This window comes from Mucilaginibacter sp. NFR10 (genome assembly GCF_900100445.1).
Classification (GTDB): domain Bacteria; phylum Bacteroidota; class Bacteroidia; order Sphingobacteriales; family Sphingobacteriaceae; genus Mucilaginibacter; species Mucilaginibacter rubeus.
Map to the genome: position 1 here is coordinate 334216 of NZ_FMTV01000007.1, position 23498 is coordinate 357713.

Below are 23498 nucleotides of genomic sequence, written 5' to 3' on the forward strand. Positions count from 1 at the left end.
CATTATTTAACTATCATTCGCTTGGAGTTTCGGGTTTGCTTTCTTTTATTTATAAGCGTAATGCTGGCATTGTTATCCCCAACTAAAATCCGCAGAGTTTTATTTATCTGCCTGTTTATCTTTATTTTACCATCGGCCCTGTTTGCACAAAATCTTTTTTTGCAAAAGGTTGAGATGTGCAATATCACCAATTATTGCATGGACTGCGGCGATCCCAAGGCCAGTTGCGACCAGCTTGCCATTGATTTTGTTTCTGCGAGGATCAATAACCGTTATCTGCTAAAAGAAGCTACGGGTTCCATAACGTTCCAGGTTTTGGTGGATGAGCGGGGTTTTAGCTGCGTGCTTAGCCATAATGATGCGAGCAAAAGCGCCCTCACCAACGAGTTGATCACCTACCTGAACGGTTGTATCTGGAAGCCGGCCAAGGTAGATGGCAAGCCGGTGGCCTCATCTGTAAATGTGATCTTTCGCTTTATAAGCGGCGGCGTTTATGGCCAGGTACAGAGGTTGGATCTTGCCGAAATGAAACCACCCGGCGACCCAACCATTTACAATAAAACTTTCATCTACACCAATCCATCATTAAAAAACTACGACTTTACGGTATGGACAAAATATAACTCGCCCCTGGTTGATAACATCGCCAAATCAGCTGCTATGGATCAATCGGATCTGTTATGGTATGCTACCGAAAAAGGAATGACCCGCTTTGAGGGAACAACGTTTATCCCGGTTAATGAATATAATTCGCCATTCCCGTCAGATGCTAACATAAAGGAAGTGACCATCGACAGGGATAATAATAAATGGGTTTATTACGATAATAAAATATTTATGTACGGCAGCGGTGGCTGGCAGCTGTTTGATTTTAAGCAATTTTTGGCAGGTGGGGTTAACCAGGTGCTGAACAGTCGCAATGGCGAATTGCTTTTCACCACTCAAAATGGTCTTGTTGTAAAAAGGAAAGATAAAGTAGTAGTAATAAACAAAAAATCGATGCCTGAAATGCCCTCAAGCGATGTACTTTTTGCTTATGTAGATAGTCAAAAACGGCTTTGGATAGGTACGTCAAAAGGAACCATCATGATTGATAAAAGCGTTATCACCTCATTTAACAGCCTTAACAACACTCCGCTGAAAAATGTCAGTATTTCTGGCGCGGTGGAGGATGAAAAAGGAAATGTTTACTTCTCACTGGTTGATTGTAATAAACAAACTGGTGAAAATGATAGTGATAAAGAAGGTATAGCCGTACTAAAGTTTAATGGTAACTGGCTGCATTATAATGATAAAAACTCGGGCATGCCGGCTAACCATGTTAATACCATGTTGTATGATAAGTTTGAGCATGTTTTGTGGCTGGGAACAGACGAATCGGGCATTGCCAGGTTTGACCTGAATAATGGTTGGGAAAATTACCACAACAACAATTCGCCGCTGCCAGGTTTTACTATTTACCAGATAGTTCAGGATTCAAAAGGCGTTATTTACGCCACTACTGCTAATGGCTTGTTAAGGATCAGGAAAAAGACCGGGGCTTAGGGTTATATTAACAGCTTAAGCCTTTCTCCTCATTTGCCGTTTATCGAATTACTGTAGAACCGGGTATGTTTATGCCTGCCGGAACAGGGGGCATTCTAATAATGCTACTAACCATTAGTTTTCAGGCTATAAAAGCCGCGTTAATGAACCCGTAAAAAGTCTAAGAACGGAGTAGGCCGAATGGATTGGGTTATAGTTTAGGCTTTGTTCATTCTGCTTTTGGACTGATAAATTGATCTTTTAAACAAAGCATCTTCGGTCTTTTAAACAAATCTGCCAACAGCTATTTGCAGCAATTTTGCATTATAAATTCTAATGCAATGACAACAAATTCAAATGGCAATATCCAGGTACTGGTAACAGGGGGTTCAGGCTTTATCGCGGTGCATTGTATCCTGCAGCTCATAGAAGCGGGTTATAAGGTAAAAACAACACTACGTTCATTAAACCGCGAAGCCGAAGTGCGGGACATGCTCAGAACCGGCGGCGTTGAGGCAGGCGACCGACTATCATTTATAGCTGCTGATCTGGCTGCTGACGCGGGCTGGGAAGAAGCTGTGGCTGGCTGTACCTATGTTTTGCACGTAGCCTCTCCTACCCCCCTAAAAGGCTATAAGCATGAAGATGAGATGATTATACCCGCCCGTGAAGGTGTGCTACGGGTGCTAAAAGCAGCCAGAGATGCCGGCGTTAAGCGGGTTGTACTTACTTCAGCTTTCGGCGCGATTGGTTTTGGTCACAAACCGCGCAGTACACCATTTAATGAAACCGATTGGACACCGATAGATGATCGCGTACCGGCCTATCAAAAATCAAAAACACTGTCGGAGCAGGCGGCATGGAAGTTCATTGAAACTGAAGGCAACGATTTGGAAATGGCTACAGTAAACCCGGTTGCAGTCGCAGGTCCGGTTTTAGGCACTGACTATTCGCACTCCATTCAGCTGGTGCAAAGCATGTTGTTCGGCAAGCTAAAAGGCACTCCGCGGATCAATACCGGCCTGGTAGACGTACGCGATGTAGCTGATCTGCATTTACGCGCCATGACCAACCTGGCAGCAAAAGGTCAACGTTTTTTGGCTATTTCGGGTGAAAGCTTATGGATGATTGACATAGCTAAAATACTGAAGCGCCGTATGGGTAATTATGCGAAAAAAGTTAAAACCCAAAATGTGCCTAACTGGTTGGTGCGTTTAACTGCGCTTTGGAACCCGACCGCTAAAACTATTGTCCCAATGCTCGACCAAAATATGAACGCCACCAGCGAAAAAGCTCAGCGTATGCTTGGCTGGACGCCACGATCTGCAGAAGAAGCAATTGTTGCAACTGCACAAAGCCTGATTCAATTAGGAATAATTAAATAATTATTTTTACACTGATGGAACAACCGGGAGCGGCCAACAGGTCAATGATATTTGTATCGTGTAAGCGGGAAAAGCATTACAGTCGGGAAATGATCCTTCCGTGGCACGCATTGGTATGTGTGCTTTCGGGTGAAATGAGGATCGCTTCGGCCAACCAGCAATTTGTTTTTCATACGGGAGATATCGTATTACTGCCGCGAAACCAGTTGGGCAGAATGAACAAGGCACCTTTAAACGGAGAGCCTTTTAAATCAATATCCATTTGTTTTCCGCAAGAAGCATTACAACGGTATTACGCGGCACTTCCCCAGGTTCAGGTTGCTCCGGCCCCTCCGGATGTTAAATACTTCAATCAGCATCCGCTGCTGCAAAGCCTGTTTGGATCTTTAATGCCTTATTTTGAAGTAGCCGATGATTTACCTGAAGAGATAGCAAATATCAAAATAACAGAGGCTATTGCAGTACTTCGCGCTATCGATAAATCGGTTGACAACTTACTGGGACATTTTGAAGGTCCCGGCAAAATTGACCTTGCCGACTTTATGGAGAAGAACTATATGTTTAATCTTACAGCGGCAAAATTCGGTTACCTTACCGGTAGAAGCATAACTACTTTTAAACGTGATTTCAAAAAGGCCTTCGGCAACACCCCCGAGAAATGGCTCACCAAAAAGCGCCTCGAAACTGCCCACTACCAAATAGTTGAACAAAACCGCAAACCATCTGAGGTGTACTTTGAATTGGGCTTCGAAAACCTATCGCATTTTTCATATGCTTTTAAAAAGCAGTTTGGGTATAATCCAACTGCTTCAAAAACTAAACGTACCCGGTTTATCGGAGGGCAAATTAAAGGTTGAGTTTAAGCCGGATTTTAGGATATAAAGCAAAGAGTTATCAGGTTGAATTAATTGTAGGAAGTGTATAAATTTAACACGTGTCCTAAACACGCCCTTCATTTGTCATGTTTGCTCCTTCTCATAAACAACATTTACAATTATGTTTGTCATGCAGCCTGGCATTTTTGAGGATACCTTTATTAAAACTAACCAGTGATGACACTTCAAAATAAAAACGCGGTAATTTACGGTGCGGGCGGCTCATTGGGCGGCGCAGTTGCAAAGGCTTTTGCAGCCGCCGGAGCAACAGTATTTTTAACCGGGCCCAACCAGAAATCGGTTCAAAAGGTAGCCAACGAAATTACTGCGTTAGGCGGCTTAGCCGAAACAGCCATAGTGGATGCATTTGACGAGACAGCAATCAACCAGCATTTACAGCGAATAGTAAATAACGCCGGAACAGTTGATATTTCCTTTAACGCCGTTGGGGTTAATGTGGTGCAGAACGTACCGCTTACCGAAATATCGCCCGAAGATTTTGTAAAGCCGATTACGCTTACGATGCAAACCCGCTTCATGACGGCCATTGCAGCAGGCAAAGTAATGATGAAACAAAAATCCGGAGTAATCTTATCCCTTACAGCTACGCCAGGAGGTATAGGCTATCCTCACACAGGTGGCTTTGGCCCTGCTTGCAGCGGTGTTGAAAGTTTTTCGCGGACACTGGCATCCGAATTGGGTGCTTACGGCATCCGCGTGGTTAATATCCGATCGGGAGGCTCGCCCGATTCGCGCGTGTTTAAAACCGCAATTGACGCCACGCCCGATGTTATGGACCCTATCTTAAAAAAAATGGAAGCTGATACCATGCTCAAAAAACTACCATTAATGGCCGATATTGCTAATACCGCGGTTTTTCTGGCATCGGATCTGGCTGGCCAGATTACAGGCGTTACCATTGATGTAACCGGAGGTACAACTGCAGCATTAAATTACAGAGTAAACAGGCTTGATTAAACGGGTTTAGGAAAGAAACGCCATTAATTGATCCCAAAAAAAGACAAGCATAAAAATCAGGTCGGGGTATTGCAGTTAATTACTTTCCGCCCATAAATCCTATCGATTTTGCCGGAACCTGTTTCGTTACTACGCCTTCAATGTAAAGCTGACCATCTTTAATTTTATAATCAAGGGTACGGTCATCAACTTTATAGTCATCATCGTTAAAAAGGTCCTTCAGTTTGCTCAGCAATTCTTTGCGATCAAATACCGGGCTGATACTTAACTGATCGTCAACCGGGACAAGTATAATGCCATCTGCCTTGTATGAAAATATTTTAGATTCCATTTGATAAAGATAGGCTTATGCCGAACATCAGCAAAGCAATCTCCTATGATTTTCGCCGGTAAATCTTGTGCTTTGTAAAGCCTTTGCCGCTTTGATAAATCCCGTTAATAGGTTGTGTTTGTTTAAGCTTATCAGCCGATGTATCGTTAAAGCCATGTTTTGCTATTCCGCTATAGGCGGCAGGAATCCATTCCAACTTTAGTTTACAGGAGTTATCCATAGCTATATTCAAATAAATATAAATTTACAAAACAAGAAGCATTCATATCACGGACAAACCATACAATAGTTTATGCCAGCGCATCGGCAGCAAATTGGCGACAAATTTTCACCTCCTTTACCGCGTCTGACCCTTCAGGGATTTTATACTCCAGCTCAATGGTGGCCGGGAATTTATAGTGGTTATTTTTAAGCAGTTGCAGTACTTCTTTTATCGGAGTATCGCCCTGTCCCCAGGGTTGGTTGGGACCGTCATGAAACTTACGATCTTTGATGTGCATGCTGATTATACGGTCATGATATTTTTCAATAAAGGGAACCGGGCTGCTGCTGGTACCCGCTACATAATGGCCGATATCCAAATTAATTCCGTTATACTTTGACTGGGCCAGGGCCGCGTCCCAAAGGGTTGGCGTGGCCTGGGTGTGGGCATGGTAGCCAACCATCATTTTATGTTTGGCGGCTATATCACCAAGGCGTTTGGTTTGAACCTCATCAGGCAACTCAACAGTTACGTGATTTACACCCAAAGCTTTCCCTGCATTAAAGGCATAATCAATTTCGGCATCGCTGTTTTTAGTACCGAGGGCATTGGGTTTCCAGGCATAAATATTGACACCGGCATCATGGTACATCTTCCTGATCTCCTTAAACTTATCCATTGGAGCCGAGACACGCCATTCGGCTATCTTTTTTCCAAATGCAGCCCAGTCTTCGCCAGCTTCATGTTTAGGGGCACCGGCGTATATTTCGGCGGCATCGCCCATAAGTTCAATGGCGTTAATATTACAGTCGATACAGTACCTCAGTAAATCTTCGATTGTGCCCGGCATGCTCCTGAATGAGTAGGTGATCACGCCTATTTGTACGCCATTGATAAGCGAGTTGGGTTTATCAACCCTGCCTGAAACCACGCCGGCGAATGATGATTTTGAAAATGCTAAAAGCCCCGCTGCGGCAAGTGCGCTGCTGCCAATAAACCTGCGCCTTGATAAGTTATGCTGCTTCATAAATTTTATAGGAAATACATTGGTTTACACCAAAGTTATCAATTAATTGATGCCTGCAAATTGTGTATTGAAAGTGTTACTAACAAAGTTAATTTGTAGCGTTTTGCCTGGTATTAACGTAAAGTATTATAAACCTTATGCTATGAAAAAGCTGTTTTTATTTGGCGTGCTCGCCGTTTTATCAGGCTGTAAAAAAGACAATACCCCTAATAATGATCAGTTGATTGGCAGGTGGGAGTACCGCGGCACCAGTTGTTACTGCGAACCTCCTAAAGATCCCAATTCGATAAAGGCAGGCAACGGCAACATTATTGTTTTTACCGCCAGTACCTACAAACGATTTAAAAAAGACACCCTGATAAACAGCGGCACTTACCGTACCCGTAAATATGACAATGCACATGAGCAGATCATGTATGACAATGATACCTCGAGCAACAGCATCACATTTTTCAGGATAGAAGGCAAAATACTCACTTTCTACGGAACAGTTCCCCTTGCAGCAGACGGGCCGGAATCTCACTATGAGCGGTTATAATATTATGGTACAGGCCAGTGGAAGCACAGCTGATATCCATCCGGATCAAGCAGATAAATGGCTTTCCAGCCATAACCTGTAATTTGAGGTTGTTTAAGATGCATGCCCTTACTTAATAAATAGCTATATAGCATATCAATGTCGGGGTGGCCGAAATAAAGTGAAGTATCGGCATGGGCAGAAACACGCTGTTCATCGGGCTCGAAAGGGCGGCCTGGCTTTTCGTACACGGTGTTGAGCATTAGTTCTATACCATTAAGTTTCAATAAAACCCAATCAACATCATCTCCTTCGCCCGATGCCTGCACTATTTCAAAACCCAGCACATCGCGGTAAAATCCTAAGGCCACGGGCATATCAAAAACCTGAAGCAAGGGGGCTATGCCCTGTATTTGTTTTGTGGTAGTGCTATCGCTCATAATCTCCTTCTAATAATTCTAATAAAAAAGATTTACAGCTATTACTTTCCGAGTTGAAGCCATATATCATAATAAGATAAATGAATACCAACATACCAAATGGAGTTATTGATAAGGGATCAGACCTATCAGACATTGAAGAATGTATCCAACCGCCAAAACCCGCGACCATTAAAAAAGCAGCCATTCCAATGATAATATATTCTATTTCCTGGTGCATAGCCATGGTTATATAAAGACAACTTCCCGTTTCCGCAAACTCCACGCGCCCCTTTATCAAAGGTATAAACGAATTCCTACCAACAACTACGGGTTCAATTTTAAACTCACCAATATTTACATACCCTTTAAAAGGAGTGGGATACCTGTTGGTTAATTGTTCAAAGAAACTTCCTGTGAAAGCAGGGCTTACTTGTTCTGTCAATCTTAATCTTACCTCTTCGGGGTTGAGCGGACTTATAATGGAAAATTTTTCATATGGCCACCAATTCATAACTAACAGATATTTACGTTAAAAGTACCAATACTGCTCATCAAAACCTATTTAAATAATAGATACCCCTGCACGAAAACGAACAATAAATGTATCATAACGATGCACATTATTGCATTAAAAACAATAGCAATTAATTGAATATCAATATCATAAATACATGGCACTTAATTTGAGTTCATAACAAAGATTACTGTATATATCATGAGACACGGCAAACAACTGGAAAGGCGTACTTTTAACCAGGACCGTTTTGAAATACTTATTAAACGGCAAAAAAACGGTATAGCCACCTTTAACGAGCTCACCGAACTGGATGAGATCGTAAACCGTGACCCTGAGATCCGTGAAATTGTTTTGGAAGAAATGCAGGATGCCGATACCCCAAATCCTCCGGACGATGATCAAATTCAAATGGTTGAAAAACCGGTCAGGAAAAGTTTCATCGAAAAGATAAAGGCGTTCATTAATCGCCTGTTCGCAGTTGAAAGCGATGATCTGAATCCCGCCATCGCTGCATAGGCAATGTAAACCTGTAAACAATTTTTAATTGGCGCACCATTCAAAACAAAACGGAACAATCTTTATAGATATGTTTGCAACACTGTTATGAAGCAAACTGTTTATGAAAATATTTCAGCAAATGCTTCAGCTTAGGGAGCGCAAAAGAGGCTCACATCTTATGACAGCGAAGTAATGAATGCATTGCCTCAAATACAAGAGCTAAAAACCGGTATTTGCCAGGTATTTATTCAGCATACTTCGGCATCATTAACCATTAATGAAAATGCCGACCCAACCGTTATTTTATGCAGATTAAAATTATATGGCCGTTGTTGAAGCTGGTACCTATGTACAGCTAAGACTTGGCCACAGGTTCAGATATCTTATTCAGAATAAACGCTGCCAACCCTGTCGCGCAGGTTATAGCCTGATGCCATCACCTCACCATAAGCACCCGCGGTACGTACAGCTATCAGGTCGCCGCGGAATGACTCAGGCAGGCTCACATCCTTCTGAAAACAATCCGTGCTTTCACATATCGGCCCAACAACGTCATATTTCAGACCATGGTCTATGGTCCATGGTCCATGGCCTTTCCTGCTCAAATTCTCTATCTGGTGATAAGCCTGATAAAGCATCGGACGAATCAGCTCGGTCATGCCGGCGTCAAGGATCAGGAAGTTCTTTTTCTGCCCGTTTTTAACATACAATACACGCGATATAAGCGACGCACTTTGGGCTACCAGTGCACGGCCAAGCTCAAAATGAACTTCTTGCCCCGGCTTAACGTTCAGGAAGTTTTTAAACACCTGGAAGTAGGCTTCAAAATCGGCTATGTTGTTATCCGGGCTGTAATAATCAACCCCGAGGCCACCGCCGGTATTAAGCACTTTTATCGGGAAGCCACGATCTTCAAACCAATCCTGCATTTCATTAATGCGGGTACACAGGTTTTTGTAAACTTCAAGGTCGGTAATTTGTGAACCAATATGGAAGTGGATACCTAAAAACTGCAGGTTATCACATTTGCGCAAAGCAGCGGCAACATCAGGTAATTGCCAGGTATTGATGCCGAACTTGTTTTCATCAAGTCCGGTGGTGATGAAATGGTGAGTATGTGCATCAACATTCGGGTTAATGCGGATAGCCACGCCGGCTTTTTTGTTTTTTGCTTTAGCAAGGCCATCAATAATGAAAAGCTCCTGAATGGATTCGACATTGAAGCAGAAGATATCCGCATCAAGGGCCAGGTTTATTTCACGGTCTGATTTGCCTACACCTGCAAATACAACTTTGCTTTTATCAAAGCCATGATCAATAGCTGCCCGAACTTCATTACCGCTCACGCAATCGGCGCCAAAGCCATAGGTTTGTATGGTGTCAATGACTTTTGGGTTAAAGTTGGCCTTCATGGCATAATGCACATGGAAACCATGCTTTGCAGATGCATCGCGGCAGGCACTCAGGGTGTTTTTAAGCACCTCGAGATCGTAGTAATAAAACGGAGTTTCTAAGCCGTTGAATTTATCTATAGTTTTACTTGTGAACATGGGTAATATTTCATCAAATCATGCTGAACTATTGCATATCAGGGATTGCTTCGTTCCTCGCGATGACGTTTTAAATTAAAAATTTCAAATAAGGTAATTCCGAAATCGAAAATCCGATATCCGGAATTAAAACAGCCTGTTGTGTAAACTCCTTAAAGTCTCAACCTTATCCTCTGTTTTTACCAGCAACGACAGGTTGTGATCGCTGCCGCCGTATGATATCATCCTTAACGGGATATGTTTAACTGCTTCCAGTACCCGGGCCGCATAGCCATGTTTTTCAGCCCCAAAATCACCTACCACGCAAATGATGGTATGGTTCACGTCTATCTCAACCGAGCCGTATGCATTCAGCTCTTTAGTGATATCCCCCAAATAAGTAGTGTCATCGATAGTTACCGAAACCGCTACTTCCGATGTGGTGATCATATCGATAGATGTTTTATAGCGTTCAAACACTTCAAATACCTTACGCAGGAAGCCATGGGCCAAAAGCATTCTGCTCGATTGGATCTTGATAGCCGTAATGGCATCCTTAGCAGCTATAGATTTGATCTTGTCCTTTTCGCTGGTATTGGTGATTAGGGTACCCAGCGCTTTAGGATCCATTGTGTTTAATAAACGAACCGGAATCTTATATTTTTGAGCAGGGAACACGCTTTGCGGGTGCAGAATTTTGGCACCAAAATAGGCAAGCTCAGCAGCTTCATCAAACGATAGCTGAGCAATAGGCTGTGTGCCTTTTACAATCCGCGGGTCGTTATTGTGCATGCCGTCGATATCTGTCCAGATCTGGACTTCCTCGCTGCGGATGCCGGCACCAATCAATGAAGCGGTATAATCGCTGCCGCCGCGGCGCAGGTTATCTATCTCGCCATAAGCATTGCGGCAAATATATCCCTGGGTAATAAACAAGTTTACTTCGGGGTGCTTATCAAGCAGCGGGAGCAGGTTTTCGGTAATATGATCAACAATGGGCTCATTATCCTCATCTATCTTCATAAAATCCAGGGCAGGCAGCAATACCGATGGGATACCTATCTCCTTTAAATAAACATGATAGAGGGTAGTTGAAAGCAGTTCGCCCTGTGCAACGATGATCTTATCTTCAATATGGGTGAAAAGATCATTCGCCAGGTTGCTGAGCAACGAAAAATGGTAGTCGATAACCTCTTTGCCCTGGGCTAAAAATTCGGGTTTCGCAAACAATTCCTTAATAAAAATTTCGTACTTATCCTTTAGGATAGTAATAAGCTGCACTGCCTTCTTCTTATCGCCGGCGAGATATGCTTGTCCAATTTCTACGAGGCTGTTTGTTGTGCCTGACACTGCCGATAGCACCACTACCTGGCGCTCGGCCGGGTTAATGATATCAAGCAGCGCTTTCATCCGGGCGGGGCTACCTACTGATGTCCCACCAAATTTTAAAACTTTCATTTTTATGTTGCTGTTAACCGTATATGATCGGTGTTCCTGAACATCATTTTACTGATATTCAAGCACCAATATTTGAGGCGCTAAAAATAGTGTTTTAAAACGCTTTAATGTAATGTGATTGGAATTTAAATTTGACGGGCATATCGCTTCTGAGTTTTGAAATTCGTTGGGCTTTGATTGAGAAATGACATCTCCGTTCCGTCATTCGGTATAAGATGTCGGGATCGTAATAAACCCAATTTTATCACTTTCCCCTCAACATATCAAGCGAGTAAAAACTCTCGCGCCAGTAAATGCCGCCCTGTACAACTGTTATTATTGATGCTTTTAAAAAATGCCAGGCCAGAAATAGCCCCGAAAAGGGTATCATGAATGCATACCACCACTTATTTGGTGGCACTATCATCATATAAATAATATGGGATACCAGCATAATAGCAGCCATGATGCGGATACCTGCAGTGCCGAAAATAAACATCAACGGCATGGGCAGAGCTACTGTTAATAACATATTCAGCACGTTAATAATGGCTTGCACAAGATTATAGTTGGCAACAGCAAATGAGTTTTTCTGCACACCGCGCCCAAGCTCACCAAGATTTTTATACCATTCCAGGCAAACGTAACCCTTACCGGCTAAAACATCCTGCCGTAAACCTTCTTTTTTTATCAATTGACCAAGTTGAAGATCATCATCCGGGCGCAGTTTTATGCGTACATGCGTGCCAATTTTTTCATAAGCTGTACGTCTGACCAAATTGAAAGCCCCTATGCCCGACGATGCTTTTGATTTCGGTTTTTTTGCCTCCCATGGTTTCATGGCAATCATGAGCATAATGCTTAATGTGGCAAATACACTGTTTAAAATTGACGACCGGGAGATCAACTCAGGTAACATGGTTAAATGATCAACCTCGTGCTTAACGGCATAACCGACAGCCTTGTTAATAGCATCAGGATGAAAAACGATATCAGCATCGGCAAAAAGCATCCATTCCTCAGTACTGCTAAGGTAACCCTGGTAAAGTGCGTTGTTTTTACCAAGCCATCCGTCGGGTAAAGTGTCTATCGTAGTTACCTGAAGCTTTGGATAGTGTAAGCTAAAATCTTTCAGGATGTCGGTGGTACGGTCGGTTGAGCGGTCGTTCACTACAATAAGGCGATGGTTAGGATAATTGATATGGCAAACGCTTTGCAAGGCTTTTTCAAGGTCTTCCTCCTCGTTTCGCACAGCTATAATGATGGCAAGGGGTGGGGGATTATCCATCACAGGTTGTCGGCTTACCTGTTTAATTTGTTTAAAGCCGATAAGCAGATAAAAGTTAAGCGCTAAAGTGGATACAAACAGTATTACGCTGTACCAGAATAATATCATGATAAATAGGTTTGGATAAAGGTGGGCAAAATCAGGAAATAATCACAACAAAAAATGGCATATTGCATTACCAATTTTAACACCTATGAAAAACATCAGCCGCAAAAAATTTATTGCTTCGGCCGCAATAGCTGCTGCCGGTTTACCTTTTGGTTTAAGTGCTTTGGCTAAGCAATCACCCTTAAATACTGACGTTGCCACAGGTAACCCCTCTGCGGGTGAAAAAATAAAAGTGAGCATATTTTCCAAACATATGCACTGGCTTAATTATGCCGATATGGCCGCTTTAACGGTACAGCTTGGTTTTGACGGAATTGACCTTACTGTAAGGCCCGATGGCCACGTGCTGCCCGAACGTGTTGCCGATGACCTGCCTAAAGCGGTTGAAGCTATTGAAAAAGCCGGGCTCAAGGTTTATACCATAGTAACCAATATTAAAACTGCTGATGAAAAATACGCCGAACCGATCCTGAAAACAGCATCGGCATTGGGCATTAAATATTATCGTACCGCCTGGTTTAATTATGATAAGGCTACCAGTGTACCGGCCAATATCAGGGCTATCAATAAGCAACTGGCCGGTCTTGCCCAGCTCAACAAAAGGTATGGCATGCACGGCGGCTATCAAAACCACTCCGGCGACTTGTTTGGAGCATCACAATGGGATTTATGGCTGAGCCTTGAAGGGCTTGATCCTAATAACATCGGTTGTCAGTACGATGTAAGGCATGCAACAACTGAAGGTGCCGATACCTGGCCTGTTACACTTGACCTGTTGAAGGCTTATTCCAAAACAATCAATGTAAAAGATTTTTACTGGGAGAAAAAGGGCGACAAATGGCGGGTGAAAAGTGTGCCATTAGGCGAGGGTATGGTTGATTATAAAAAATACTTCAGCCTGCTAAAACAATACAATATCAATGGCCCCATGAGCCTGCACTGCGAATATCCCTTAGGCGGGGCAGAGGATGGTAAACGTGAGCTGACTATTAGTAAGGATGAGTTTTCGGCCGCTTTAAAAAAGGATTTGACCAGATTGCGTGGATGGCTGGCAGAGTATGACCTGTAGGTCTCGTTCAACGCATTACAGGTTTAAGTATCCGCGCTTCAACCTGTCATTTTTTTTACTCCCCTAAAACTTGTTTTATAACAAATTTGTTACTAAATTTAATAACAGCATGCCCGTCGCTTGATCTCCCTGATCGCCCCGGGTTGCTCATAACCAATTATTAAACTAAAAGGAGGGCTTTATGAATCTGGTTCATAAAATTGAACACTGGGGCGACACTCATCACCCTAAAGTTTTGGATATTGTGCGTATTGTTCTTGGCGTATTTTTATTAGTGAAAGGCATAACTTTTATGGAAAATACATCATACCTGCGAGGTATTATTACCGATCAGGATGTTATTAACGTATCGCCAGATATGCTGATGATCCTGGTATACTATGTATCATTTGCCCACATGGTTGGTGGTATACTCATAGCCATGGGTATATTAACCCGTTTGGGCTGCATTATTCAGATCCCTATATTGGTGGGCGCAGTATTTTTAACAGGGATTTTCCAGGAACCTATCAATACCATGTTATGGCCATCAATTACAGCTCTGGCTCTGCTTATACTATTTACCATTTTAGGCTCCGGTCCATGGTCATTGGATAAAGTACTGTCGTTTAAGGGATAATGGAGAGATAAGAAATCAAGAGCCAGGAAAGGAATTTCTTTTAACTAACACCAAAACTGTAAAACTCCCAATTTGGGACTTAAAACTTCGAACTCAAAACTTCCGACTTCCAATTAATATCCTTTAACGGCTTCATCTACATAACACCATAGCCAGCGCTCACCTGGTTCGGCAGATATAACTACGGGATGGCCTGTAGCGTGGAAATGCTTAGTCATATGCGTATTGGGTGAACTATCGCAGCAAAGCGTAACGCCGCAGGTTTGGCAGGTACGCAGGTGCAGCCATGAACCGTGATGTTTTATGCATTCCTCACAAACGTAGCCTTTGGGCTCGGTTATGCTTTCAACAGCTTCGATGTGGGCACAGGTTTCTTCCATAGGTATATGTAGTGATTAATAATTTAAACTTCGGCAAGATATTTATGTACGAAACTTATAGCCATTGAGCCTTCGCCTACGGCAGATGCCACGCGGTTCATAGCCCCGGCACGCACATCGCCAGCTGCAAATATACCCGGGCAACTGGTTTCTAACAGGAACGGATCGCGTTTAAGCTTCCAAACTTTTCCAAAGCTTTCATAGCTGCGCAACTCACGGCCGGTTTCAATAAAGTCTTTACTGTTTTTAATAATATCCAGCTTTATCCAGTCGGTATAAGGTTTAGCGCCAATAAATATATACAATGCGTTAGCCGTTTTAACCTCAGATTCTTTGGTTTTACAGTTTTGTATCGTAAGCTTTTCAAGGCAGTTGGTACCTTCGGCCTCAATTACCTCGGTATTTGGCATAACCTTTATATTGGGCGTATCGGCAATCTGGTTGATCAGGTAGGCAGACATGGTTGCCGTCAAATCATCTCTGCGGATAATAATATGCACGTTTTTTGCAAATTTGGAAAGGTACATAGCTGCCTGTCCGGCCGAGTTACCTCCGCCAATTACAAACACCTCTTTACCTGTACATGCCGAAGCTTCGGTAGTTGCGGCGCCATAATAAATACCTGCCCCGGTAAAGTTATCAACGCCTTTAACTTCCAGCTTGCGGTAATCAACCCCGGTGGTAATTACTACTGTACGGCTGATGATCTCGGGCCCGTCATCCAAAATAATGGTTTTGTAGCCATCTTTTTGTTTGATATCGCTTACAGATTGGGGTGATAAAAATTCGGCGCCTAAACGCATAGCCTGACTTATGGCGCGACGGGTAAGATCGGCGCCGCTTAAACCTGCCGGGAAACCCAGATAATTTTCAATACGGGAGCTGGTACCGGCCTGTCCGCCCGGTGCTTTACGCTCAATCAATAAAGTTTTTAAGCCTTCTGATGAACCATATACGGCAGCAGCCAACCCTGCAGGGCCGGCACCAATGATCACCACGTCATAAACATCAGTGAGCTGGGTTGGATTTTTACCCATTTTATCGGCAATATCCCTTATGGTTGGTTTTGTTAAACAACTGCCATCCTCAAATATAACCATCGGCAAATCATCGGTTGTGCGGTTATTGATGGTAAGCAAACTGGCCGAATCGATATTTTTTTCGATATCAAACCAGCGATAAGGGATCAGGTTACCGGCTAAAAAATCTTTTATAACGTGCGATTGAGGCGAAAACTGGTAACCTACCAGCTTCATACCCACAAATTCGGGGATGTAGTGGCTGTGCCAGTCGCCAAGCAGGTCATTAATTACCGGGTAAAGCTTTTCCTCGGGAGGATTCCATGGCTTCATCAGGTAATAATCAAGCTGCACATCGTTGATGGCTTTAATGGCGGCATCAGTATCGGAGTAGGCGGTCAGTAGTACACGTTTAGCTTCGGGGAATACTTTTTTCGCTTTTTCCAGAAATTTAACGCCTTCCATTTCGGGCATGCGCTGATCGCACAAAAATAAGGCGACCACCTCCGAACTGTTTTTCAGTTCAATAAGGGTATCATATGCCTCATTTGCCGATGTTGTGCTTAGTATTTTATATTCTTTGCCATACTGCGACTTTAAATCGCGGCTTATTGACCGCAGTACCTGCGGATCATCATCTATGGAAAATATTATCGGACGGCTCATAGGGTAAATATGCAGGCAAATTAACTAATATTTTTGGTAAAATCAGTTTTTTGCTAACCATTTATCGGGAAGCAAACTATAAACTCGGTATGCCCGGGTCTTGATTTTACCTTTATTGAACCGCGGTGCTGCTTCACAATACGCTGCACCACTTCAAGGCCCATACCGGTACCTTTGCCCATTTCTTTTGTGGTAAAGAACGGATCGTAGATCTGGCTGATATTATCTTCGGGTATGCCGGGCCCATCATCAATGATTCTTACTTCAACAAAGTCGTTATCTTTTTTTGTGCGGATGGTAAGTGTGCCTCTCTCATTTATTTCCATGGCATCAAGGGCATTATCAACCAGGTTGGTCCAAACCTGGTTAAGTTCGCCGATAAGCGCTTTCACTTCGGGCAGGGTTTCATCAAACTCTTCAATTACGGTAATATTTTCCTTCCTGATCTTGTAACCCAACATGGTAATCGTGTTACGGATCCCTACGTGGATATCGGCATACTGCTTATCCTGCGCGCGATCCATATGGGTAAACGTTTTAACGGAACTTACCAATTCGGCAATACGTCGTGCAGACTCCTGGATATCTTCAATCATCTTTTCGCCCATAAGCTTGGCACTGAGCCAGCCCATAATGATGGGTACTGCATGTTCAGGAATGTGCGATTTTAGTGCCTCCAGATTTTCGGTCGTAAAGCTAAAGTCAACAAAACTTTCGGCTATATCATAGGCATCCTCAACACCGTTATCTTCCAGCCATTCTGATATTTCGTCTTCAAGCTGGGTACGCTGTTTTAGTGTAAGGCGGGTATAGCATTCCTTTTTATTCAGAATCCTGAACAACTCGTCGGTCAAACCATCAACCTGCTCATCACTCGCCCTTATGGCAAACATATTTTTCAGATGGGCAGGCACCATACGCAGATGTTTTCTTAATGACAACGAGTCGCGCACAATGGCCGATGCCGGGTTATTAAGCTCATGCGCTAAACCGGCAGATAGCTTACCTAAAGCCATCATTTTATCATTTTGCTGCTGCATGGCCGTAAAATCGCGTACGCGGGTAGTCATGATATGTACCAGCGCCTGCGTAAGCTCAAAATGGTTCCGAATCATCTCCATGATTTCGGCTGTAGGGTAACTCAACACCGTCAGTTCGCCAACAGCCTGGGCATAGCCTTTGGCTATGAGACCGCGGGAATAGGGCATATAACCCGTGATACTTCCTTTTTCAACCATGGTATAGTCGCGACGCGAACCCTGCTGCATCATAAAGAAGCGCATGTTGCCTTCTATTATAAAATGTGGGCCTGTAAGATCCTGCCCCGGCTCCATTAGGTATTCACCATCTTCAAATGTTAAGATCTCACTTTTATCAATCAGCCATTGCAGCTGATCGTCGGGTATATTGGCCAAAGCTTCAAAAGCTTTTAAGTCTGATACGCTTACCTGTAGTTCACTTACCTTTTGCATAATTTAAAAGTAGGGAATATTATTTAATGATGTAAAAATGAGGCAAAAAATTGCAATTAGGTGAACCTGTGCAGGATGGATTTTGTTTGTCTGTACCAGGATTTTGTCTGAACCGGAATTTAGGGGATTATTGGATTCCCTGAATTCGTGTCCTCACGAAACGCTTTGTTAATATGGAAAGTTGATGGCTTTGAAGGCGATCGTGGAGACACGATCGCAGGGGTAGAATATCGAATGGCTCGGTTAATCTTCAGGCAGCATTCAAAAATCCAGTAATCAGGAAAATCCTATAAATCCGGGTTCAATTCCATTTGCTCAAAAATACCCCGAAGGCTTCTTTATACTGATCCCCAACGGTAATGTTCACTTTACCTATCTGTAAAGCGTTGCGGGTAATGGAGTTGATTTTATTGAGCGATACAATGAATGAACGATGTACACGCATAAAACGTTTGGATGGCAGTTTTTCTTCCAAAGCTTTTAAACTGGTGAGGGAAAGCAATGGTTTTTCCTTATCCTGAAGATAGATTTTTACATAATCTTTCAAACCTTCAATGTACAAGATGTCATTAAGAGCGATCCTTACTAACTGGTATTCTATCTTTAAAAACAAGTACTCTTCCTCTTCGGGTTCAGCGGCAATTACGGTTGCAGGGCTGTTCGAGCGGTTCACCAGTTCAAAATAATTCAGGGCTTTGTTTGATGCATGCAGAAACTCTTCATAATTAAAAGGCTTGAGCAGGTAATCGAGTGCGTCAACCCGGTAACCTTCTATAGCAAATTGGTTGTAAGCGGTAGTAAAAATGATGCGTGGTTTATTTGATCCGCGACTGTCAAGCACCCGTGCGAGCTCCATGCCGTTAAGGTTAGGCATTTGGATGTCCAGGAAAATAAGGTCAACCTTTTTATCCTGTAAGCCGACAAGTGCCTCAACGGCACTGCTATAACGGCCAATCAGTTTCAGGAAGGGGGTTTGCTCGATAAAAGCACAAACCAGGCCCAGCGCAAGCGGCTCATCATCAACAGCTATGCAGTTAATTATCATGACAGGTTAAGGGTTAAGTGAACAGTATAGATATTGGCGGTTACATCCTCAGTAATATCCAGTTTATATTTTCCTGCATAGAGCAAATCAAGCCGGCGAATGGTATTGGTTAAACCGATACCTTTATTTTCGCCAATGTTTAGGTTATGATCTTTATAGATGCCATTCTCTACCTTTAACTCCAGTAGATTATCATGCTGATCGATAATGATGCGGATAGCGCTTGGCTCCGTAGCGCTGATGCCGTGTTTAAAGGCGTTTTCTACAAAAGGTAAAAAAATCATCGGGGCCACAGTTACATCGTTAGTGTGTGCAGGCGGAGTAAAGGTAACGGTTACTTTTTGGGTAAGGCGCAGTTCCATAAGGCTGATATAGTCTTTAATGAAAGCTACCTCCTGGCTTAATAATGCCGTACCATGCTGCGTATCATATAATACATATCGCATCATGCGCGAAAGCTGGTGCAGCGCCTTGCGCGATGTTTCGGCGTTAACATGGGTAAGCGCATAAATGTTATTGAGCGTATTGAAAAAGAAATGCGGGTTGATCTGGGCTTTCAGAAAAGATAATTCCGAGCTGATCTTATCCTGTTCCAGGGCCTGGCGCAGGCGGATATCCATCTGCCATTTTTGTATAGCCGTAATACTGGTGCTGATCCCTAAAACCAATGCCACTATCACGGTTCCAAAAATATCCCAGCCGCCGCGGTCTTTTGGTTTAGGCGGACGGTGCTGCCGGTGAAAAACGGCTTCCATATGCTCATGCATATGCAGCGCTTTATCGGCCCAACTGTTAAGCAATAAAAAAACTATTACTATACCTACAACGGCTATAAAATACATACCGGTGCGGTCATGCAGTAAAAAGCGCGGAACAAGTAATTTGCTGTTAAAGTAATAGGCAGCAACCAGTATAAAAAAAGTAACCGCCTGTTTGATCCAGAACTGGTACGGAAATTCAACATTCCAGGTAAGCGGCTGGTAAAAGAACAACAGCAGTCCAAACACCACCCATATTAAAATATGAATGAGGACGGTAATGGTATTGCTTTTTGATTTAAGGCTCATTTAGGGGATTTACGCTACGGTGCACGGCAAATAAATTTACAGATATAATTCAGCAATATTACAAATCAATAAGACTATAAGACAATTATAATCGCCCGGGAGGCAAAAATCACCGATGAACGCTTTGATCTGATCTTTAAAGACTTCTATCAACCTTTCGTAGGATAACAGTCAGTGTTTATAGGCAAAAAGCTGTATCCCGTCTATACATAAACAACGCCCGTCTATTCCCTTTTTTTCACTAAAAATAATGCTATTGTTTTGGGGCTGTTAATCAGCATAAAATGAAAATCCTATACTCCTTGGCAGTAATTATTGCCTTAGCGTTTATCAAACCGTTTAACGCAAAAGCCGACCCTGGCCGTACGGTTAAAGGTGTCGTAAAAGACTCTACCGGTTACGTGGTTGCGGGTACGAGCGTAAAAATGCTTACCGGTACCGACAGCACTACCGTTATTACGGGTGCCGATGGTACCTTTACATTTAACAATGTGACAGTAAGCCAGTTTAGTTTAGTTTTTAGCTCGATAGGTTATGAACCACTCAGGCGCAGGTTTGTGTTGGCTAATGATAATAAGCCGGCTAATTTGCCGCCGGTTATCCTGAAAATAGAAACTACGATGTTAAAAACCGTAGTTATTGCGGATGTGAACCCGGTAAAGCTTAAGGAAGATACCATTGAATTTAACGCCGATGCTTACAAAGTACGCGATAATGCCCCTGTTGAAGATGTGATTAAAAAACTGCCTGGTATGGATGTTGATAAAGATGGCAATATTACCGCCCAGGGCAAAAGTGTAACCAAGGTGCGTGTTAATGGAAAGGATTTTTTTGGAGGCGACGTTAAAACAGCTACAAAAAACCTGCCTGCCGATATCGTACAAAATATCCAGATCATAGATGATTATGGCGATCAGGCAAATCTTACCGGTGTAAAAATCGGCGAACCGGATAAGGTACTGAACATAACTATTAAGCAAAATAAAAACTATGGTTACTTTGGGCAGGCCAGCATAGGTGGCGGGCGGGATGCTATTCCCGGTGTCTCAAGCGATAAGGAGAGCAACAGGCATGTGGCTTCGGCCAATGTGTTTAGCTTTAATGGCAACAGACAGCTGGCTTTTTTGGGTAACCTTAACAACACCAATACCAATCTGTTTAGTTTTGGAGGTGGTGGTCCAAGAGGTGGCGGACCGGGTGGCCCTCCGGGATCAAACAGCAGCTCATCAAACGGGATCACTACAGCACGTTCGTTCGGGTTCAATTATCGCGATAGCTGGGGCAAAAAAATTACCGCTTATGGCAGTTACAGTTTTGCCGATAATTCGGTGAACACCATCAGCAGCACTATTCAAAATAATCTTTCGTCAACCAATCCCAGTACCAATACGCAAACCAATAACCAGCAAGACGAAAAGCTGAACCACCGGATTAATTTCAACATTGAGTATAAACCCGATACCGTAAACTATATAAAGATTACCCCAACATATGCTTACGCCAGCACCAATACTACATCCGACGCAACCAGTTTACTGCTCAGAAATTCGGAAACGGTATCAAATTATAGCCTCGCAAACCTCAGTAAATCAACCGAGCCCAATTATGGTGTTAATGTGTTGCTTAACCACAGGTTTAACAGTCACGGGCGCAACTTCAGTGTAAATGTTGGGGCAGGCAGCTATACCATTAACAAATATCAAAACCCGGTTTACACTTATATTGACGGGGCCCGCAACGCACCTTTAAACCAGTTCATCAATACTGATAGCCGTACCGATAGTGTGGGGACTACGGTATCATACATGGAACCTATCAGCAAAAAAGGATACCTGGAGCTTAACTACGCTTACCATTACTCCTACACCACTGCCGACAGGGCCACCGATACCCTGGCCGATGATGGAAATATCAACCGATACGATTTGTTAAGCAATAACTATAATTCGACCTTTGTTACCAACAGGTTCGGGCTTAACTATCGTTTTATCGACAAAAAATACAATTATACCCTGGGCCTGGTAGCGCAACCTACGCTATTAAAAGGATCGTCGATAGTTGATGGCACACCATTTACTACTAATAACAATACGTTTAATTGGGCGCCTACTGCAAGGTTCATTTATAACTTTTCGCGCAGTCAGTCACTTAGTTTAAACTATAATGGCAGCAGCAACCAGCCTACTTATACCGAGTTGCAGCCGGTTACCGATTTTAGTAACGCATCATACCCGGTACAAGGTAACCCCGATCTGAAACCGGAGTTCAACAACACGCTGTCGTTAAAATACAATAAATTCAATTTTGAAAGCGGGAACGTGTTTTTCAGTAACCTGTCGTTCATTAAAACAGATAATAAGATAGTAGCCAACACCATTACCTACCCCAGAAATTATGCACCAAACAGTAAACTTGCGGGAAGTATCTTAACCCAATATTTAAATGCCGATGGCTATTATTCGGCCCAGGGGTTTTACGTGTTCGCCAAGCCATGGCAAAAAAGAAAATATAATTTATTCATGATCGGTAACATTTCGTACAATAACAACGTCTCATATATTAGTAACGTTGACTCTGCTACCTATAACATGACAACCGAAAAGAATATAGCCAAAAATTTGGTATTATCTCAAGGCGCGCGCTTTAGGGTAAGCATTACCGACGTTATTGATGCCGAAGCAAGCACTACTTACAGCGTTAACACCTCAAGCAATTCTATCAAACAGGCAAATGTTAACAGTAACTTCCAAACGCTTAATCTTGGCCTTAATGGCAAAAGCTATTTTAAAGACTGGACCCTGAGCTATGATTATTCAAAAATGATCTACTATGGTTATACGGGCGCTACCAATCCTAATATATTGAATACCTATGTTGAGCGTCGCTTTTTGAAAGGCAATGCCGGTACGTTACGCTTTTCGGTGATGGATGTGTTTAATGAAAATACCGGGTATACTACCACTCAGAACGGCAGCTATATCACTCAAACCAACAGTAATCGTTTGGGGCGTTACTACTTGTTAACCTTTACGCTTAAGCTACAGAAATTTGCCGGCAAAAGGCCAACCATGGAGCGTGGCGGACCGGGTGCTCCACCTCCGGGCGGCGGCCCCGGCGGACCGCCGCCATTTTAAAGAACAGCAAAGGTTCATAAAATATTAAAAACCTTCCCATCCCTGAGAACGATGGTGAGTTCAGATCAAAAAGCATGATGATCTGAGATTTAGTTGATGTTATCATCAGATAACTGCAGGGCGTTCCGGGGTGAGATACGGGACGCCCCTTTTTTATTAATTATACGTTAATGCACTTATTTAGGTTTCGATTTTTGGCTTAAACCAATTTATTATTCAATCAATCTGAATATCAACGCAGTAGTATGAGATATTATTCTCATTTTTTTTATTATTTAATTAAACTACACAAACCAAAGATTAAACTTTTATGTGTTAATTTACCTGGACCGTTTTTGCGGGGGTACTTCGTAGCCCGAATATTTGTTAATTTAGCCCTTTATAAAAAA

The 23498-nt window shown here is 42.9% G+C and carries 23 protein-coding genes; 10 read left to right on the forward strand and 13 right to left on the reverse strand.

Annotated features, from left to right (window positions below; genetic code table 11):
• Positions 1 to 60: 60 nt before the first annotated feature.
• From BLP33_RS22320 to BLP33_RS22335, 4 genes are all read left to right on the forward strand, one after another.
• Positions 61 to 1545: a ligand-binding sensor domain-containing protein gene (locus BLP33_RS22320; protein WP_090533275.1), complete on the forward strand. Its 1485-nt coding sequence runs from the start codon at positions 61 to 63 to the stop codon at positions 1543 to 1545.
• Between the two features lie 320 nt (positions 1546 to 1865).
• On the forward strand, positions 1866 to 2909 hold the full coding sequence (locus tag BLP33_RS22325) for an SDR family oxidoreductase (protein ID WP_090533277.1): 1044 nt from the start codon (positions 1866 to 1868) through the stop codon (positions 2907 to 2909).
• 14 nt (positions 2910 to 2923) lie between these two features.
• On the forward strand, positions 2924 to 3766 hold the full coding sequence (locus BLP33_RS22330; RefSeq protein ID WP_090533280.1) for an AraC family transcriptional regulator: 843 nt from the start codon (positions 2924 to 2926) through the stop codon (positions 3764 to 3766).
• A gap of 195 nt (positions 3767 to 3961) precedes the next feature.
• Positions 3962 to 4762, forward strand: coding sequence for an SDR family NAD(P)-dependent oxidoreductase (locus tag BLP33_RS22335; protein ID WP_090533282.1), 801 nt, complete (start codon positions 3962 to 3964; stop codon positions 4760 to 4762).
• Between the two features lie 79 nt (positions 4763 to 4841).
• On the opposite strand, the gene BLP33_RS22340 is transcribed toward BLP33_RS22335, so the two are convergent.
• From BLP33_RS22340 to BLP33_RS22345, 3 genes are all read right to left on the reverse strand, one after another.
• Complete coding sequence (locus BLP33_RS22340; protein ID WP_090533284.1) at positions 4842 to 5093, reverse strand: hypothetical protein; 252 nt, start codon at positions 5091 to 5093, stop codon at positions 4842 to 4844.
• A 43-nt stretch (positions 5094 to 5136) separates the two neighbouring features.
• Positions 5137 to 5313, reverse strand: coding sequence for a hypothetical protein (locus BLP33_RS27565; RefSeq protein WP_175490088.1), 177 nt, complete (start codon positions 5311 to 5313; stop codon positions 5137 to 5139).
• Between the two features lie 70 nt (positions 5314 to 5383).
• Positions 5384 to 6322, reverse strand: a complete 939-nt coding sequence (locus tag BLP33_RS22345; RefSeq protein ID WP_090533286.1) for a sugar phosphate isomerase/epimerase family protein — start codon at positions 6320 to 6322, stop codon at positions 5384 to 5386.
• 142 nt (positions 6323 to 6464) lie between these two features.
• Between BLP33_RS22345 and BLP33_RS22350 the strand changes: the two genes are divergently transcribed.
• Positions 6465 to 6860 (forward strand): hypothetical protein, encoded by a 396-nt coding sequence (locus BLP33_RS22350; protein ID WP_139160046.1) that lies wholly within the window; start codon positions 6465 to 6467, stop codon positions 6858 to 6860.
• A 2-nt stretch (positions 6861 to 6862) separates the two neighbouring features.
• Here the strand turns inward: BLP33_RS22350 and BLP33_RS22355 are convergent, their stop codons facing one another.
• Together BLP33_RS22355 and BLP33_RS22360 are read right to left on the reverse strand one after the other, a co-directional pair.
• Complete coding sequence (locus BLP33_RS22355) at positions 6863 to 7279, reverse strand: VOC family protein (protein WP_090533290.1); 417 nt, start codon at positions 7277 to 7279, stop codon at positions 6863 to 6865.
• Positions 7269 to 7772: a hypothetical protein gene (locus tag BLP33_RS22360; RefSeq protein WP_090533292.1), complete on the reverse strand. Its 504-nt coding sequence runs from the start codon at positions 7770 to 7772 to the stop codon at positions 7269 to 7271. The genes BLP33_RS22355 and BLP33_RS22360 overlap by 11 nt, the downstream gene beginning before the upstream one ends.
• A 204-nt stretch (positions 7773 to 7976) precedes the next feature.
• Here BLP33_RS22360 and BLP33_RS22365 point away from each other — a divergent pair, with 204 nt between their 5' ends.
• Complete coding sequence (locus tag BLP33_RS22365; protein WP_090533293.1) at positions 7977 to 8294, forward strand: hypothetical protein; 318 nt, start codon at positions 7977 to 7979, stop codon at positions 8292 to 8294.
• A gap of 174 nt (positions 8295 to 8468) precedes the next feature.
• Positions 8469 to 8612, forward strand: coding sequence for a YjbQ family protein (locus BLP33_RS27895; RefSeq protein ID WP_354486364.1), 144 nt, complete (start codon positions 8469 to 8471; stop codon positions 8610 to 8612).
• Positions 8613 to 8659: 47 nt separating this feature from the next.
• On the opposite strand, the gene lysA is transcribed toward BLP33_RS27895, so the two are convergent.
• The 3 genes from lysA to BLP33_RS22385 form a co-directional block, all read right to left on the reverse strand.
• Positions 8660 to 9826 carry a diaminopimelate decarboxylase gene (gene lysA / locus BLP33_RS22375; protein ID WP_090533295.1) on the reverse strand — a complete coding sequence of 389 codons (1167 nt, stop codon included), beginning with the start codon at positions 9824 to 9826 and terminating at the stop codon, positions 8660 to 8662.
• A 126-nt stretch (positions 9827 to 9952) separates the two neighbouring features.
• A complete protein-coding gene (locus BLP33_RS22380; RefSeq protein ID WP_090533297.1) occupies positions 9953 to 11263 on the reverse strand; it encodes an aspartate kinase in 1311 nt (436 codons plus the stop codon).
• Between the two features lie 244 nt (positions 11264 to 11507).
• Positions 11508 to 12638 (reverse strand): glycosyltransferase family 2 protein, encoded by a 1131-nt coding sequence (locus BLP33_RS22385; protein ID WP_090533299.1) that lies wholly within the window; start codon positions 12636 to 12638, stop codon positions 11508 to 11510.
• An 85-nt stretch (positions 12639 to 12723) separates the two neighbouring features.
• On the opposite strand from BLP33_RS22385, the gene BLP33_RS22390 reads away from it, so the two are divergent.
• Together BLP33_RS22390 and BLP33_RS22395 are read left to right on the forward strand one after the other, a co-directional pair.
• A complete protein-coding gene (locus tag BLP33_RS22390) occupies positions 12724 to 13707 on the forward strand; it encodes a sugar phosphate isomerase/epimerase family protein (RefSeq protein WP_090533301.1) in 984 nt (327 codons plus the stop codon).
• A 181-nt stretch (positions 13708 to 13888) separates the two neighbouring features.
• Positions 13889 to 14326, forward strand: coding sequence for a DoxX family protein (locus BLP33_RS22395; RefSeq protein ID WP_090533303.1), 438 nt, complete (start codon positions 13889 to 13891; stop codon positions 14324 to 14326).
• 113 nt (positions 14327 to 14439) lie between these two features.
• Here the strand turns inward: BLP33_RS22395 and BLP33_RS22400 are convergent, their stop codons facing one another.
• From BLP33_RS22400 to BLP33_RS22420, 5 genes are all read right to left on the reverse strand, one after another.
• On the reverse strand, positions 14440 to 14706 hold the full coding sequence (locus tag BLP33_RS22400; RefSeq protein WP_090533305.1) for a UBP-type zinc finger domain-containing protein: 267 nt from the start codon (positions 14704 to 14706) through the stop codon (positions 14440 to 14442).
• Positions 14707 to 14729: 23 nt separating this feature from the next.
• Positions 14730 to 16391 (reverse strand): response regulator, encoded by a 1662-nt coding sequence (locus BLP33_RS22405; protein WP_090533307.1) that lies wholly within the window; start codon positions 16389 to 16391, stop codon positions 14730 to 14732.
• A 53-nt stretch (positions 16392 to 16444) separates the two neighbouring features.
• Positions 16445 to 17863 carry an ATP-binding protein gene (locus BLP33_RS22410; RefSeq protein WP_090533309.1) on the reverse strand — a complete coding sequence of 473 codons (1419 nt, stop codon included), beginning with the start codon at positions 17861 to 17863 and terminating at the stop codon, positions 16445 to 16447.
• A gap of 301 nt (positions 17864 to 18164) precedes the next feature.
• The gene (locus tag BLP33_RS22415; RefSeq protein WP_090533311.1) at positions 18165 to 18908 is read right to left on the reverse strand and encodes a LytR/AlgR family response regulator transcription factor; all 744 of its coding nucleotides are present in this window, start codon (positions 18906 to 18908) and stop codon (positions 18165 to 18167) included.
• Positions 18905 to 19975 carry a sensor histidine kinase gene (locus BLP33_RS22420; RefSeq protein ID WP_090533313.1) on the reverse strand — a complete coding sequence of 357 codons (1071 nt, stop codon included), beginning with the start codon at positions 19973 to 19975 and terminating at the stop codon, positions 18905 to 18907. The genes BLP33_RS22415 and BLP33_RS22420 overlap by 4 nt, the downstream gene beginning before the upstream one ends.
• Positions 19976 to 20259: 284 nt before the next feature.
• On the opposite strand from BLP33_RS22420, the gene BLP33_RS22425 reads away from it, so the two are divergent.
• On the forward strand, positions 20260 to 23109 hold the full coding sequence (locus BLP33_RS22425) for a TonB-dependent receptor (protein ID WP_090533314.1): 2850 nt from the start codon (positions 20260 to 20262) through the stop codon (positions 23107 to 23109).
• The last annotated feature ends 389 nt before the right edge of the window (positions 23110 to 23498 follow it).

Bases quoted from the DNA above. Each gene is read 5' to 3' on its own strand.
- BLP33_RS22410 (WP_090533309.1), bottom strand. From the start codon at position 17,863: ATGCAAAAGGTAAGTGAACTACAGGTAAGCGTATCAGACTTAAAAGCT.
- BLP33_RS22355 (WP_090533290.1), bottom strand. From the start codon at position 7,279: ATGAGCGATAGCACTACCACAAAACAAATACAGGGCATAGCCCCCTTG.
- BLP33_RS22420 (WP_090533313.1), bottom strand. From the start codon at position 19,975: ATGAGCCTTAAATCAAAAAGCAATACCATTACCGTCCTCATTCATATT.
- BLP33_RS27565 (WP_175490088.1), bottom strand. From the start codon at position 5,313: ATGGATAACTCCTGTAAACTAAAGTTGGAATGGATTCCTGCCGCCTAT.
- BLP33_RS22390 (WP_090533301.1), top strand. From the start codon at position 12,724: ATGAAAAACATCAGCCGCAAAAAATTTATTGCTTCGGCCGCAATAGCT.
- BLP33_RS22380 (WP_090533297.1), bottom strand. From the start codon at position 11,263: ATGAAAGTTTTAAAATTTGGTGGGACATCAGTAGGTAGCCCCGCCCGG.
- BLP33_RS22360 (WP_090533292.1), bottom strand. From the start codon at position 7,772: ATGAATTGGTGGCCATATGAAAAATTTTCCATTATAAGTCCGCTCAAC.
- BLP33_RS22395 (WP_090533303.1), top strand. From the start codon at position 13,889: ATGAATCTGGTTCATAAAATTGAACACTGGGGCGACACTCATCACCCT.
- BLP33_RS22415 (WP_090533311.1), bottom strand. From the start codon at position 18,908: ATGATAATTAACTGCATAGCTGTTGATGATGAGCCGCTTGCGCTGGGC.
- BLP33_RS22335 (WP_090533282.1), top strand. From the start codon at position 3,962: ATGACACTTCAAAATAAAAACGCGGTAATTTACGGTGCGGGCGGCTCA.
- BLP33_RS22400 (WP_090533305.1), bottom strand. From the start codon at position 14,706: ATGGAAGAAACCTGTGCCCACATCGAAGCTGTTGAAAGCATAACCGAG.
- BLP33_RS22365 (WP_090533293.1), top strand. From the start codon at position 7,977: ATGAGACACGGCAAACAACTGGAAAGGCGTACTTTTAACCAGGACCGT.
- lysA (WP_090533295.1), bottom strand. From the start codon at position 9,826: ATGTTCACAAGTAAAACTATAGATAAATTCAACGGCTTAGAAACTCCG.
- BLP33_RS22325 (WP_090533277.1), top strand. From the start codon at position 1,866: ATGACAACAAATTCAAATGGCAATATCCAGGTACTGGTAACAGGGGGT.
- BLP33_RS22425 (WP_090533314.1), top strand. From the start codon at position 20,260: ATGAAAATCCTATACTCCTTGGCAGTAATTATTGCCTTAGCGTTTATC.
- BLP33_RS22340 (WP_090533284.1), bottom strand. From the start codon at position 5,093: ATGGAATCTAAAATATTTTCATACAAGGCAGATGGCATTATACTTGTC.
- BLP33_RS22345 (WP_090533286.1), bottom strand. From the start codon at position 6,322: ATGAAGCAGCATAACTTATCAAGGCGCAGGTTTATTGGCAGCAGCGCA.
- BLP33_RS22330 (WP_090533280.1), top strand. From the start codon at position 2,924: ATGGAACAACCGGGAGCGGCCAACAGGTCAATGATATTTGTATCGTGT.
- BLP33_RS27895 (WP_354486364.1), top strand. From the start codon at position 8,469: ATGAATGCATTGCCTCAAATACAAGAGCTAAAAACCGGTATTTGCCAG.
- BLP33_RS22320 (WP_090533275.1), top strand. From the start codon at position 61: ATGCTGGCATTGTTATCCCCAACTAAAATCCGCAGAGTTTTATTTATC.
- BLP33_RS22350 (WP_139160046.1), top strand. From the start codon at position 6,465: ATGAAAAAGCTGTTTTTATTTGGCGTGCTCGCCGTTTTATCAGGCTGT.
- BLP33_RS22405 (WP_090533307.1), bottom strand. From the start codon at position 16,391: ATGAGCCGTCCGATAATATTTTCCATAGATGATGATCCGCAGGTACTG.
- BLP33_RS22385 (WP_090533299.1), bottom strand. From the start codon at position 12,638: ATGATATTATTCTGGTACAGCGTAATACTGTTTGTATCCACTTTAGCG.